Here is a 13793-nt window from a genome sequence, read left to right on the forward strand (position 1 = left end):
GTCGAGAACAGTTCTCGACAGGCTCGAACCGAACGGGGGTTGTTACAGGGTGCGAAAGGCGTTGGTGATCGGATAGCGCCGGTCGCGCCCGAAATTGCGGCTGCCCAGTTTTACGCCGGGCGGCGACTGGCGGCGCTTATATTCAGCCACATAGAGCAGTCGCTCGATCCGCGCGACCGTCTCCTTCTCAAATCCGCGCGCGACCAGTTGCTCGACCGACAGTTCCTCCTCGACCAGGCCGTATAGGATCGGGTCCAGCACCTCATAGGGCGGCAGGCTGTCGTCGTCGCGCTGGTCATCGCGCAACTCGGCGCTCGGCGGCTTGGTAATCACCCGATCGGGCATGACCGGACCGGTCGGCCCGAAATGTTCGCCCAACGAAGGGACATTCTCGTTGCGCCAGCGCGACAGGTCGAACACCGTCGTCTTATACGCGTCCTTCAGCACCGAATAACCGCCCGCCATGTCGCCATAGATGGTCGCATAGCCAACCGACATCTCGCTCTTGTTGCCGGTGGTCAGCAGCATGTGGCCAAATTTGTTGGACAGCGCCATCAGCGTGACACCCCGGATGCGCGACTGGATATTTTCTTCGGTCAAATCGCGCTGCCGCTCTGCAAAAACCGGTCCCAGCATCGTGTCGAACGCCCCGACCGCCGGTTCGATGGGAATAGTGTCATATCGCACGCTCAGCAGCCGCGCGCATTCCACCGCATCGTCCAGACTGTCCTGACTGGTAAAGCGCGACGGCATCATCACGCACCACACCCGGTCTGCGCCCAGCGCATCGACCGCCACCGCCGCTGAAAGCGCACTGTCGATCCCGCCCGACAGGCCCAGCACAACGCCGGGAAAGCGATTGCGGTTCACATAATCGCGCAGGCCCAGCACCATCGCGTTGTAGATGTCGCCGGGACGCTCATCGAGAGGATGCAGGTCGCCGGTCTGGCACACCCACGCCCCCTCGCGCTTGTCCCAACGCGTCAGCACCAGCGCCTCGTCCCAGTCAGGCAATTGCTGGGCAATCGACAGGTCGCCATTCATGACGAAGGACGCGCCATCGAACACCAGTTCGTCCTGCCCGCCGACACGGTTCAGATAGATGAGCGGCAGGCCGGTCTCGCGCACCCGCGTCCCCGCCACGCCGTTGATCCGCCGGTCGTCCTTGTCGACCTCGAACGGGCTGCCATTGGGGCTGATTAAAATTTCCGCGCCTTGCGCCTTCAGATGTGCCGTCACGAACGGGAACCAGATATCCTCGCAGATCGGCACGCCGATCTTCACGCCGCGAAAGTCGATCGGTTCCGGCAACGGTCCCGGTGCGAACAGCCGCTTTTCGTCGAACGTCCCATAATTGGGCAATTCGCGCTTCTGCCGAATATGCGTCACCGCGCCGCCGTCTAGCAGCGCCACGACATTGAACAGGACGCCCTGCGCCGCGACCACCGTGCCGACCAGCATCGCCGGGCCGCCATCGGCGGTTGCCTGTGCCAGTCGGTCCAGTTCCTGATTCGCCCGCTCCACCAGCGCGGGTTTCAGCACCAGATCCTCGGGCGGATAGCCGATCAGCTGCAATTCGGGAAAGACGATCAGGTCGGCATCGCCCGCGCGCGCGCGCCATGCGAGCATCGCATCGGCATTGGCGGTCAGGTCGCCCACCGATTGCGTCATCTGGGCCAGGGCGATCACGAGTTTGTCGGTCATGACCGCGCGCCCTAGAGCATTTTATGTCAAGGCGCAAAAGCGCCTTTCAACTCGCGACCGGCGCGTCTAAAGGGACCGCGTTTCGCGCATCGTCATCAATTCGTCACGCCTTATGCAATCAGGGGGATTGGCCATGAAGCTCATGACCGGCAATTCCAATAAGCCGCTCGCGGCCGCTATCGCCGACTATATCGAAATACCCCTGACCGACGTCAGCGTGCGGCGCTTTGCCGACGAGGAAGTTTTCGTGGAAATCCATGAAAATGTCCGGGGCGAGGACGTGTTCGTCATTCAATCGACGGCCTATCCCACCAACGACAATCTGATGGAACTGCTCATCATGATCGACGCGCTCAAGCGCGCGTCGGCCAAGCGAATCACGGCGGTCATCCCCTATTTCGGCTATGCGCGCCAGGACCGGAAGCCCGGCCCGCGCACCCCCATCAGCGCCAAGCTGGTCGCCAACCTCATCACCACCGCAGGTGCCGACCGCGTCCTGTCGGTCGATCTGCACGCTGGGCAGATTCAGGGCTTCTTCGACATCCCGACCGACAATCTGTTCGGCGCGCCGGTCATGTCGGCGGATATCCAGGCGCGCTTTGGCGATCGCAACATCATGGTCGTGTCACCTGACGTGGGCGGCGTGGTGCGCGCCCGCGCTCTGGCCAAACGCCTCGACAACGCGCCGCTCGCCATCGTGGACAAACGCCGCGAACGGGCGGGCGAATCGGAAGTCATGAACATCATCGGCGATGTGTCGGGCCGCTTCTGCATCCTGATCGACGACATCGTTGATTCGGCCGGCACGCTCTGCAACGCAGCCGCAGCGCTCAAGGCGTCGGGGGCGGAGGATGTCGTCGCCTATGTCAGCCATGGCGTATTGTCGGGCGGCGCGGTGGCCCGTGTCGAAACATCGGAACTGCGCGAACTGGTCATCACCGATACGATCCAGGGCACCGATGCGGTTCTCAATGCCAAGCATATCCGCCACCTGCCCATCGCCCCGCTGCTCGGTGAAGCGATCAAGCGCATTGCTGACGAAAGTTCGGTATCCAGCCTGTTCGACTAAAGGCGTCAGCCGTGGGGCAGTAGAACCCACGGCACCGTCAAAATCATGATCAGCGCCACGACGATCCGCTGCCCGCGCGACACGCCCATCGGCTTGTCGCGCCACACCATCGGGCATGTCAGCACCGCCAGGCCGAACAGCATGTCGGATAGCGTCGCCGATCCATTGACCGGCATGTCCTGCCGCATGGCAAGCCCGGCGAACAGCGCCACGAAACTCAGGAACCAGCCGATCAGCGCCATGCGCTCTCCCTTGTTGATCGAAGGATAGAACGGTCGGGTTGCATAAGGCTTAACCGCCCACTGGCGCACAGCGGCCAGAGCGGCTAGTCGGAGGGCATGACGACCCGTGACGATCTGGCTCTAGCCCACCGCCTTGCCGACGCCGCCGGCGATGCGATCCGCCCCTTCTTCCGCGCCCGCTACGACATGGAGATCAAGGCGGACAAGTCGCCCGTGACGGAGGCCGACCGCGCCGCCGAAGCCGCGATCCGCGCGATCCTCGAAAAGGAACGCCCCGATGACGGCATCATCGGCGAAGAATATGGATCGGTGCGCGAAGATGCCGAACGGGTCTGGATTCTCGACCCCATCGACGGCACGCGCAGTTTCATCGCCGGGCGGCCAATCTTCGGCACGCTGATCGCGCTCACGCAGGCAGGCTGGCCGACCATCGGCATCATCGATCAACCGATTGCGCGCGAACGCTGGGCCGGGATGGCGGGCCAGCCCACCACCTTCAACGGACAGCCGGTGCGCACCCGCACCTGCCGCGCGCTGGAAGGCGCGGCAATCGCCACTACCAGCCCGCACCTGTTCGATGACGGCGACGTGCCTGCCTATATGGCGCTGGTCGCGGCGGTCTCCGGCGGCGCACCCCGACAGGGACCGGTCTATGGCGGGGATTGTTATAATTACGGCCTGCTGGCGTCCGGCTTCCTCGACATCGTCATCGAATCAGGCCTGCAAAGCTATGACTTTGCGGCGCTGGTGCCAGTCGTCGAAGGGGCAGGCGGCCTGATGTGCGACTGGAACGGCGATCCCCTGACCGCCGACAGCGACGGGCATGTGCTGGCGCTGGGCGATCCCGCCCGGCTGGAGGATGTGCTCGAAGCCATGGCCAGCGCGCAGACGGGCCATCATCACGATCACTAATGCGCGATAGCGTCAGAAAATCCCCAGAAACTTCTTCTCCTGCGCTTTCGCCTCGCCCTTATTGCCCTTGCCCGCCTCATCCTTGGCCGTCGTGCCACGACCCACATCGTCGCGTGGATTGCCGCGCTTGGTCCGCTGTCCCTGCGCATTGGCGCCAGACAGGATCGGCCCGCACGCCGCACCCTTGGCATCGCCCACATCGGCAAAGGCCAATACCGCCGCCAAAGGTGTGCCAACCACCGCCAGCGCTGCTGCCGCTCCGCCCCGCGCCATCAGTTCGGGGCTGATCACATTGATGCCGGGCTGTGCGAAATAGCCGTTGATGCCGACCGGCGACTGGCCGGAAAACAGGCTGACTTTCTTGCCGTCAGCGCGGAAGGCGATGTCGATACTCTCATTCTTGAACGAAAATCCGCCGCGCCCCGTCATGACATTCTTGCGCGTGTCGATCAGGATCGGGTCCGCCGCCGCCACGCCATTGCGCACGGTAAAGGCGATCAGCCCGCAATTGATCTGCACCGGCTGCTTCAGCTTGCCCGAAAACATTTTCGTAACGAAAGTACCGACATCCAGTTCGGACAATTGCACATTGCGCGCCCACATCGACCCGGCGGGCAGTATGATCGCAATCCGGCCATTGGCGGTGGACAGTGAATCATGCAGCGTATCGCCCAGCCCCGTCATCTGCACCCGTCCCTTGATCGTGCCGGACGTCCCCGATTCCGCCACGCCCCATCGCGCCAGCAATTTGCCCATCGGGGTTGGCGACAGGCGAATGTCGTAAGCGGTGCGTACCGGCTGCTGCCGTGCATCGATGCGTATGTCGGATGAAACCTGACCACCCGACATGGCGAAAGTCAGCGGCGACAGCGTCAGCAGGCTATGGTCGAGCGTCAGCGTCACCGCACCATCGGAGATCGGTATGTTGGGCGCGCGCAGCGTTTTGACCGTATAGCGCACATTCGCGTCGAAATTGCGGATCGCCTCGATCCGTAACGGCGTATCCGGCAGGACGCGAGGTGCGCCGCTCACGGTTTCGATCGCGCCGCTCGCGCCCTGCGTCGCAACCCTTTGCAGATCATATCCGATGAACGGTGCGACATCTATGATGTCCAACTTCTGCGTGGCCAGATCCGCGTCGATCAGCAGCCGACCGTTGGGCAGCGACGCTGTCATCCTGCCCGCCAGATCGCTGTCCCCGAACCGGCCCTTCAAATGGGTAAAGCGCCATTCCTGACCCACTTTGGTCAGGGCCGACGTAAAGCGATAGTCGCGCGTATCGGGGATGGCCGCACCCAGAAAATCGAACAATCGACGAAGATTTTGCCCCTTCGCCACCAGCCGCAGGTCGCTGCCCTCCAACTGTGTCACGCCCGGCAATGTGCCGGTCACATCGACCACCGTAGCGCCCGCCACCGCGCGCCCGACGAGGCTGTTCTTGCCGCCACTCACCGTCGCGTTGGGCGACAGCAGCTGCCCGGTCAGTGTAAAGGGCAGCGTCCGCATCGTCCCAGTGCCAGATAGGCTGATGGCCTGCGCGAATCGGGTATCGCGCGCCTTGGCCGTTTCAAAGGCGATGTCTGTGCCCAACTGCAACTGCGGATCGCGATAGCGCAGCGTCGTTCCAGCCAGCAAAGCGCGGGTGATGAGCGGCATGTTGACCGGCTCGCCCTTTTTATCGGGATCGCCCAGCGTCCACGTATTATGCCGGTGATCGCGCGACCATTCCATGTCCACGGCCGCGTTGCGCAGTTCCAGCCACGGCACGCGCACCTTGTCGCCAAAGATCAGGCTCAGCGGCGCAATGCGACTGTCGATCAGGTCGGCGCGCAGAAAATCAGGCTTGCTGGCCCAGGGCAGGTTGGCAACGCGCAGCCCTTCGGCCCGAAACTTGATCGCGATCGGCGCGAAATAGAGCTGGAAATCGCCATCGACAGTTACCGACCGCTCCAACCGGCTGGTCAGCGTGCGCTCGAACGGCCCTTTGAGGAACCGGCCCTTGGTGATGAACAGGATCAGCCACAGCGCAAACAGGACGCCCACGATCCACAGAGCGATCCTGGCAATGAGCGGTAATCGACGCCAGCGATCACGCACGCGTTGCGCCAATGGGCGTGATCCAGCATCGGGGGTGGGTATAGCGTCATCGACCATCGCGCCCTCAACGCCGCACCGATCCATTGGGTCCGAATCATCTTGCTTTCCCGCGCTTCCCCGCTTAAGCGCGCCCTTCGCGATATTCAGTGAGACCGCCCGGCTAACTAGGGCTGCCGGGGCTGTCTGTAATCGTCGCGCCAGAAAAGGAGACGAAAATGCCCAAGATGAAGACCAAGAGCGGTGTGAAGAAGCGCTTCAAGTTCACCGCGACCGGCAAGGTCAAGCATGGTTTCGCTGGCAAGCGTCACCGTTTGATGAGCCACAACTCGAAATATATTCGCCAGAACCGTGGTACTTCCGTGCTGTCCGATGCCGACGTGGCTCACGTCCGCCTCTGGGCGCCCTACGGCCTCAAGTAAGGATTAGGGACATATGGCACGCGTAAAACGGGGTGTAACCACCCGCGCCAAGCATAAGCGGCTTCTGGTACAGGCGAAGGGCTATTATGGCCGTCGCAAGAACACGATCCGCATCGCCCGTCAGGCTGTCGAAAAGGCTGGCCAGTATGCGTATCGCGATCGCAAGGTCAAGAAGCGCAGCTTCCGTGGCCTGTGGATTCAGCGTATCAACGCTGGTGTCCGCGCCGAAGGTCTGACCTATTCGCAATTCATGCACGGCCTCAAGCTGGCCGGCGTCGAACTGGACCGCAAGGTTCTGGCCGACATCGCGATGCACGAAGGCGAGGCGTTCAGCGCCATCATCGCTCAGGCCAAGGCTGCGCTGCCCGCAGCATAAGGCCAATCGATCGCAGGATCGTCAAAAGGGCGCCGGGGCAGATGCTTCCGGCGCCCTTTTTGTTTCTCAACCTCCGTTTGTTTCGAGCGAAGTCGAGAAACCCCAGCGCTAATGCTTCTCGACTTCGCTCGAAACGAACGGAGGTGAGCGGCCCCTTGAAAAGGCATGTCCCATGTCGCTGCATCTCTGGTGGTTATATGTCACGGCGGTCTTCCTGATCTCCGCCACGCCCGGTCCCAACATGCTGCACGTCATGACGCAGAGCATCGCTCATGGCCCGCGCAAGGCGATGATGACGATGGCGGGCCTGATGAGCGCCGTCCTGCTGTGCCTCGTCGCGTCGGCGCTGGGGCTGGGGGCTTTGCTGAAGGCGTCGCCGGACCTGTTCGATGTGCTGCGCTATGCAGGCGTCGCCTATCTCATCTGGCTGGGCGTCAAGGCATGGCGCGCGCCCGTGGGCGGCAGCGATGATGTTGCGGCGACCCGCGCCCGTTCGGCAGGCGCACTTTATGCGACCGGGCTGCTGACTGGCCTCTCCAACCCCAAACTCATCATCTTCGCCGCCGCGCTCTTCCCCCAGTTCATCGACCTCCATCGGCCCTTCTGGCTCCAGCTTGGCGTGTTGATCGCCAGCTTCGTGGTCATCGAAAGCCTCTGGTACGCGATCTACGCGCTGGGCGGCCTGCGCCTCGCCCGCTGGCTGGCCCCCACCAACCGCCAGCGCCTCTTCAACCGCGCCACCGGCCTGATGTTCATCGGCTTCGGCGGGGCATTGCTGGGCGCGCGGGCGTAAAACCCGCCCACCACTCATCGAACCCGCCCTCCATCGTCATCCCCGCGAAGGCGGGGACCCATCTCCAGGGTCATGTATGAAGCGCGAAATCAGCCCGACAGTCTATATGTTGGCCAGCCGCAAGAACGGCACGCTATACATTGGCGTAACCGCCGATCTCCTAAAGCGGCTCTACGAACATCGAAACGGCTTGATCGAAGGCTTCACCAAAGACTACGGCGTACATCGACTGGTCTGGTTCGAACCGCATGATCGCTTGGACAGCGCTATCCTTCGCGAGAAGCGAATCAAGAAATGGAACAGGGCGTGGAAGATCAATCTGATTGAAGGTGAAAATCCCGATTGGGACGATCTGGCTTTGGGCTTTGGCTTCGGACCTCTGCCCTTTCTACGCAGCGAATGACCGACGGGTTGGGAGCTAGGTTCCCGCCTTCGCGGGAATGACGGGATGGTGACGGAACATATGACTGATATTGCCAATCTGAAAGCCGGCCTGATCGCCGACATCGCCGCCGCCGACACGGTGGACGCGGTGGAGGCGCTGCGCGTCGGCGCGCTGGGCAAGAATGGGGTCATCACCGGCCTGCTCAAGACGCTCGGCCCCATGTCGCCGCAGGAACGGCTGGAACAGGGGCCGCCGATCCAGGATCTGCGCGAATCGGTCACCGCCGCCATCGCCGCGCGCAAGGCGGCTCTGGAAAGCGCCGCGCTGGACGCGCGCCTGTCAGCCGAAACGATCGACATGACCCTCCCTGCCGACATCGGTCCGCAGGGCAGCGTGCATCCAGTCAGCCAGGTCATGGACGAACTGGCCGAAATCTTCGCTGACCTGGGCTTTTCCGTCGCCACCGGGCCGGAGATCGAGGACGACTGGCATAATTTCACCGCGCTCAACATTCCCGAAACCCATCCGGCGCGCGCGATGCACGACACCTTCTACTTCCCGGACGAGGAAGGGCAGAAGCGGATGCTGCTGCGCACCCACACCTCCCCGGTGCAGATCCGCACGATGATGACGACGCCCCCGCCGATCCGCATCATCGCGCCGGGCCGCGTCTATCGCAGCGACAGCGACGCGACTCACACGCCGATGTTCCACCAGATCGAAGGACTGGTGATCGACAAGGGCATTACCCTTGGCCATCTCAAATGGACGCTGGAAACCTTCCTCAAGGCTTTCTTCGAGCGCGAGGACATCGTCCTGCGCCTGCGCCCCAGCTATTTCCCCTTCACCGAACCCTCGGTCGAGGTCGATGTCGGCTATACGCTGGTGAACGGCCAGCGCGTCATCGGCGGCGACGGCGATGCGCCCGGCGGCGGCTGGCTCGAAGTGCTGGGCAGCGGCATGGTCAATCGCCGCGTGATCGAGGCGTGCGGGCTGGACCCCGATGAGTGGCAGGGCTTTGCCTTTGGCACAGGCGTCGATCGTCTGGCGATGCTCAAATATGGGATGAACGACTTGCGGGCCTTCTTCGACGGCGATCTGCGCTGGCTCAAACATTATGGGTTCACGGCCTTCGATGTGCCGACGTTGAGCGGAGGCGTAGGCGCATGAAGTTCACCCTGAGCTGGCTCAAGACGCATCTGGCCACTGACGCCGACCTGCCCACCATCCTCAAGACGCTCAACGCCATTGGGCTGGAAGTCGAAGGCGTCGAGAACCCGGCCGAAAAGCTGGGCGCGTTCAGGATCGCCAAAGTCCTGACGGCCGAACGCCATCCGCAGGCCGACAAGTTGCAGGTGCTCACCGTCGATCACGGCACTGATTTGAATGGGGGCACCCCGCTTCAGGTCGTGTGCGGCGCGCCCAACGCCCGCGCGGGCCTTGTCGGCGTGTTCGGCGTGGAGGGCGCTGTCGTGCCGTCCAACGGCATGGTGCTCAAGAAAACCGCGATCCGTGGCGTCGATTCCAACGGTATGATGTGCTCTTTCCGCGAACTGGAACTGGGCGAAGATCATGACGGCATCATCGAACTCGCCCCCGACGCGCCGGTGGGGCAGGTCTATGCCGACTGGGCTGGCCTTAACGATCCGGTCATCGACCTGTCCATCACCCCCAATCGTCAGGATTGCATGGGCGTGCGCGGCATTGCGCGCGATCTGGCGGCGGCGGGCCTCGGCACGCTCAACGCCATCATCGTGCCGCCGGTCGAGGGCGTCGGCCCCGGCCCGGACGTCCGCATCGAAGACGCCGAAGGCTGCCCCGCCTTCTACGCCCGCACCGTGCGCGGCGTCACCAACGGTCAGTCGCCCGACTGGATGGCCAAACGCCTCAAAGCCATCGGGCAAAAGCCGATCAGCACGCTGGTCGACATCACCAACTATATCATGATCGACCTTGGCCGCCCGCTGCACGTCTATGACATGGCGACCCTGAAAGGCGGCCTCGTCGCGCGCAAGGGGAAGCCGGGCGAGCAGGTGCTGGCGCTCAATGGCAAGAGCTACACCGTCGATGACACGATGACCGTCATCGCCGACGATGAAGCCGTCCACGACATTGGCGGCATCATGGGCGGTGAACATTCCGGCGCGACCGACGCCACCACCGACGTGCTGATCGAATGCGCCTATTTCACGCCCGAACGCATCGCCATGACCGGGCAGAAACTCATCCTGACATCGGACGCGCGCGGCCGGTTCGAACGCGGCGTCGATCCCGCCTTCCTCGACGACGGCCTGTCGATCGCCACCAGCCTCGTCACCATGCTCTGCGGCGGCACGCCTAGCGAAGCGACCCGCGCAGGTAGTCCGCCGACCACCCCAAAGATCGTCACCTATATGCCCGACCAGTGCCTCGCGTTGGCCGGGGTCGATGTGCCGGGCCACGAACAGCGGCGCATCCTGGAATGGCTTGGCTTCGGTGTGGAGGGCGACTCTCCCCGCATCGATTATGAAGACGGCATGCCCGTCAGCGTGCCGGGCCATTGGGCGATCACTGTCCCCTCATGGCGGCGCGACGTCGATGGCTGGCCCGACATTGTCGAGGAAATCGTGCGCATCGTCGGGCTGGACCATGTGCCCTCCACTCCGCTGCCCCGCGCCCCCGGCGTTGCCCGCCCAACCGCCACGCCCGAACAGCTTGTCGAGCGCAAGGTGCGCCGCACGGCGGCTGCGCGCGGTCTGGCCGAAGCGATCAACTGGTCCTTCCTGTCCGAAAAGGAAGCCGCCGCCGTCGGCGGTGGCCAATGGACGCTCGCCAACCCGATTTCCGAAGACCTCAAGGTCATGCGTCCCTCGCTACTGCCCGGCCTTTTGTCGGCCACGCGTCGCAACATGGATCGTGGCGCGGCGTCCGTGCGCCTGTTCGAACTGGGCCGTCGCTATTTTCGTCAGGGCGAACGCGCCACCGTCGGCTTCATCCTGACCGGCGACAAAAGCCCACGCAGCTGGCAGGGGGGCAAGGCTCAGCTCTTTTCCGCCTTCGACGCGAAGGCCGAAGTCATCGCCCTGCTGTCCGCCGCCGGTGCGCCGGTCGCCAATCTGCAAAGTTTCGGCGAAGCATCCGCGGCCTACCATCCGGGTCAATCCGGCACGTTGCGGCTGGGGCCAAAGGCCGTGTTGGCGGAATATGGCGTGCTGCATCCCGGCCTTGCCAAGCAGTTTGGCCTGACGGGTATAGTCGTTGCAGGCGAAATCTTCCTCGACGCCATTCCCGCCAAACGCAAAAGCGGCTTCATGCGCGCGCCCTACGCCCCACCCGCGTTGCAGGCGGTGAAGCGCGACTTCGCCTTCATCGTGCCGGACATGGTGGAGGCGGACGCACTGGTCCGCGCGGTGCGTGGCGCGGACAAGAAAGCAATCGTGGACGCTCGCCTGTTCGACGTCTTCACCGGCCCCGGCGTGGATGAAGGCCACAAGTCGCTGGCGATCGAAATCACGCTCCAGCCGGGCGACAAAAGTTTCGGTCAGGAAGAACTGGACGCCATCAGCGCGGCAGTGGTGAAAGCCGCGCAGAAACTGGGCGGCACGTTGCGCGGATAGAACTAGATGTTGAATGGATGACCCTACTTCCGTTCGTTTCGAGCGAAGTCGAGAAACATAAGTTTTGTGCTATGTGTTTCTCGACTTCGCTCGAAGCGAACGGATGAAGATAGAGTTATTCGGCTCTAAGATTACAATTGTTCATCGCCGCAGTCTGAGGAACAGCACCTACCCCCGCTTCGCCCGCAACGCGATCACCATCCCCGCCACCGCCAGCACCGCGCCCGAAGCCGCCAGCCCCGTCCAGCGATAACCCTCCACCAAAGTCGAGATCAGCATAGCGATCACGGGAATCAGCACGCTGGTATAGGCTGCACGCCCCGCACCCACGCGCTGGATCAGCCGGAAATAGAGCGGGAAAGTCACGACCGACCCGGCTATGCCCAGCCAGCCAATGCCCAGCAGATAGCCCGCCCGCCATTCCACGACCGGCGGCCCCACCGTCGTCCATGCAAAGGCCGCATCCACCGCCGCGCCGATCAGCATCGCCCATGCCAGCACGGCGATCATCGGCAATCGCCGCGCAATCTCCATCCCCTGCATCACATTGGCTGCCGAAGCGCTCAGCAGCCCAGCCAGCGCGAACCCCGCGCCCAGCAGCACCATCGTCGGATCGATGCTGGCGGCGCGATATTCATGCCCCAGCATCATCGCGATCCCCGCCATCGCCACCGCCGACCCGGCGATGAACGCGCGGCCCACCGGCTGGCGAAAGATCAGATACGCCAGTATCGAATTGGGGATCAGCAGCATGGCATAGATCACCGCGACCACGCCGGATGTCAGATAATGCTCCGCGCGATAGACGAAGTTGAAGTTCAGCACGAACTGCGCGATCCCCACCATCGCGGCATAGGCGATGCCCGCCCCGCCAATGCGCAGCGATACGCCCCGCATCCGCGCGAACGCGGCCATGGCGACGCCCGCCAGCGCGAACCGATAGCAGACCGACCAGCTTGCCGGGACCGACCCGATCTGGTCGCGAATGACGATCCAGGTCGAACTCCAGATCAGCGTGACCAGGATGAAGGGCAGGACGATGCCGCCCTTCGCATCGTCGTCAGCCATGGTCCAGCGCCCGCAAGGCGGCGGCCAGCGGCGCGACGCTGCCTGCATCCTGCGACCAGTTCGTTACCAGCCGCGCCGCGCCTTCGCCCCAGTCGTAAAAATCGAAACCCTGATCGCGCAGCGCCTTCGCCTCCGCAGCCGAAAGACGAATGAACAGCTCATTCGCCTCAACCCGATGCAGCAGCCGCGTCTCCGCCCCTTGGGCCAGCGCCTGCGCGGCGGCATTGGCCGCGCGCGCATTGTCCAGCCAGAGTCCGTCTTCGATCAGCGCCAGTATCTGCGCGGCCAGATAACGACCCTTGGAAAACAGATGCCCCGACCGCTTGCGCCACCGCGCCGCCAATGCTGCGAGATGTTCCCGCTCCGGGCCGAAGAACAGCAGCGCCTCGCCGATCATTCCGCCATTCTTGACGCAGCCGAACGACAGCGCGTCCACGCCCGCACGCCATGTGATGTCGGCAGGCGCGCAGTCCGCAAAGGCCACCGCATTGGCAAAACGTGCGCCATCCATATGCAGCGCGATGCCATGCCTACGCGCGATCTCGCCCAGCGCAGCGACGTCATCGGGGCTGTAGGTCAGCCCATATTCGGTCGCATTGGTGATGCTGATCGCTTGGCCCGGCACCTGATGCACGTCGGGCCGGATCGTCGCCAGCCTGTCCGTCACCACGTCGGGCGTCAGCTTCGCGCCAGCACCCGGCAGCGGCATCAGGCTCGCGCCATGCGTGAAGAAGCCCGGCGCGCCGCATTCGTCCACGACGATATGCGCCTCTTCATGGCAGATGATGCCGCCATAGGGCTGGCACAGACATGCCAGCGCAATGCTGTTCGCCGCCGTGCCGCTGGCAACCCACAGCGCACTGACCGGCGTTTCGAACAGGTCGGAAAAGGCGCCGTCGATCCGCGCGCTCCACCGGTCGCCATCATAACCATGGTCGGCATGGTCGGCCCCCGCGATCGCGGCCATGACCTGTGGGCAGACGGGTGTCGCATTGTCGGAAAAAAAGTGCATGTCGGCGCGATAGCGGCGCATCGCTGGTGCGCCAAGAGGCCAGCTTGATGCCAAAGGCCTGATGGGTCAGTATAGTTGACGTTGTTTCGCGTCACCATCTGTGACATAGGCTCTCCGTCC

Annotated in this window: 13 protein-coding genes; 8 read left to right on the plus strand and 5 right to left on the minus strand. The window is 63.5% G+C overall.

Going from position 1 to position 13793, the window contains the following annotated elements; all coding sequences use genetic code 11:
• Window positions 1-42: 42 nt before the first annotated feature.
• The gene (locus WA070_RS04330; RefSeq protein ID WP_422632928.1) at window positions 43-1704 is read right to left on the minus strand and encodes an NAD+ synthase; all 1662 of its coding nucleotides are present in this window, start codon (window positions 1702-1704) and stop codon (window positions 43-45) included.
• 133 nt (window positions 1705-1837) lie between these two features.
• On the opposite strand from WA070_RS04330, the gene WA070_RS04335 reads away from it, so the two are divergent.
• Complete coding sequence (locus WA070_RS04335; RefSeq protein ID WP_422632929.1) at window positions 1838-2773, plus strand: ribose-phosphate pyrophosphokinase; 936 nt, start codon at window positions 1838-1840, stop codon at window positions 2771-2773.
• Between the two features lie 5 nt (window positions 2774-2778).
• On the opposite strand, the gene WA070_RS04340 is transcribed toward WA070_RS04335, so the two are convergent.
• Complete coding sequence (locus tag WA070_RS04340; protein ID WP_422632930.1) at window positions 2779-3015, minus strand: hypothetical protein; 237 nt, start codon at window positions 3013-3015, stop codon at window positions 2779-2781.
• A gap of 96 nt (window positions 3016-3111) precedes the next feature.
• Between WA070_RS04340 and hisN the strand changes: the two genes are divergently transcribed.
• The gene (gene hisN, locus WA070_RS04345) at window positions 3112-3927 is read left to right on the plus strand and encodes a histidinol-phosphatase (RefSeq protein WP_422632931.1); all 816 of its coding nucleotides are present in this window, start codon (window positions 3112-3114) and stop codon (window positions 3925-3927) included.
• Between the two features lie 12 nt (window positions 3928-3939).
• On the opposite strand, the gene WA070_RS04350 is transcribed toward hisN, so the two are convergent.
• The gene (locus WA070_RS04350) at window positions 3940-6081 is read right to left on the minus strand and encodes an AsmA family protein (protein ID WP_422632932.1); all 2142 of its coding nucleotides are present in this window, start codon (window positions 6079-6081) and stop codon (window positions 3940-3942) included.
• 158 nt (window positions 6082-6239) lie between these two features.
• Here WA070_RS04350 and rpmI point away from each other — a divergent pair, with 158 nt between their 5' ends.
• The 6 genes from rpmI (at window position 6240) to pheT (ending at window position 11593) form a co-directional block, all read left to right on the plus strand.
• A complete protein-coding gene (gene rpmI, locus WA070_RS04355; RefSeq protein ID WP_422632933.1) occupies window positions 6240-6443 on the plus strand; it encodes a 50S ribosomal protein L35 in 204 nt (67 codons plus the stop codon).
• A 13-nt stretch (window positions 6444-6456) separates the two neighbouring features.
• On the plus strand, window positions 6457-6819 hold the full coding sequence (gene rplT / locus WA070_RS04360; RefSeq protein ID WP_422632934.1) for a 50S ribosomal protein L20: 363 nt from the start codon (window positions 6457-6459) through the stop codon (window positions 6817-6819).
• A gap of 172 nt (window positions 6820-6991) precedes the next feature.
• Window positions 6992-7612, plus strand: a complete 621-nt coding sequence (locus WA070_RS04365; protein WP_422632935.1) for a LysE family translocator — start codon at window positions 6992-6994, stop codon at window positions 7610-7612.
• A gap of 76 nt (window positions 7613-7688) precedes the next feature.
• Window positions 7689-8015: a GIY-YIG nuclease family protein gene (locus WA070_RS04370; RefSeq protein WP_422632936.1), complete on the plus strand. Its 327-nt coding sequence runs from the start codon at window positions 7689-7691 to the stop codon at window positions 8013-8015.
• Window positions 8016-8075: 60 nt separating this feature from the next.
• Complete coding sequence (gene pheS, locus WA070_RS04375; RefSeq protein WP_422632937.1) at window positions 8076-9167, plus strand: phenylalanine--tRNA ligase subunit alpha; 1092 nt, start codon at window positions 8076-8078, stop codon at window positions 9165-9167.
• Entirely contained in the window at window positions 9164-11593 is a 2430-nt protein-coding gene (gene pheT / locus WA070_RS04380; protein ID WP_422632938.1) for a phenylalanine--tRNA ligase subunit beta, read from the plus strand. The genes pheS and pheT overlap by 4 nt, the downstream gene beginning before the upstream one ends.
• 168 nt (window positions 11594-11761) lie before the next feature.
• Here the strand turns inward: pheT and WA070_RS04385 are convergent, their stop codons facing one another.
• Window positions 11762-12661 (minus strand): DMT family transporter, encoded by a 900-nt coding sequence (locus WA070_RS04385; protein ID WP_422632939.1) that lies wholly within the window; start codon window positions 12659-12661, stop codon window positions 11762-11764.
• Window positions 12654-13673 (minus strand): threonine aldolase family protein, encoded by a 1020-nt coding sequence (locus tag WA070_RS04390; protein WP_422633059.1) that lies wholly within the window; start codon window positions 13671-13673, stop codon window positions 12654-12656. Before WA070_RS04390 ends, WA070_RS04385 begins: the two co-directional genes overlap by 8 nt.
• Window positions 13674-13793: the final 120 nt, after the last annotated feature.

The sequence above is a fragment of the Sphingobium sp. genome, assembly GCF_049304695.1.
GTDB lineage: Bacteria > Pseudomonadota > Alphaproteobacteria > Sphingomonadales > Sphingomonadaceae > Sphingobium.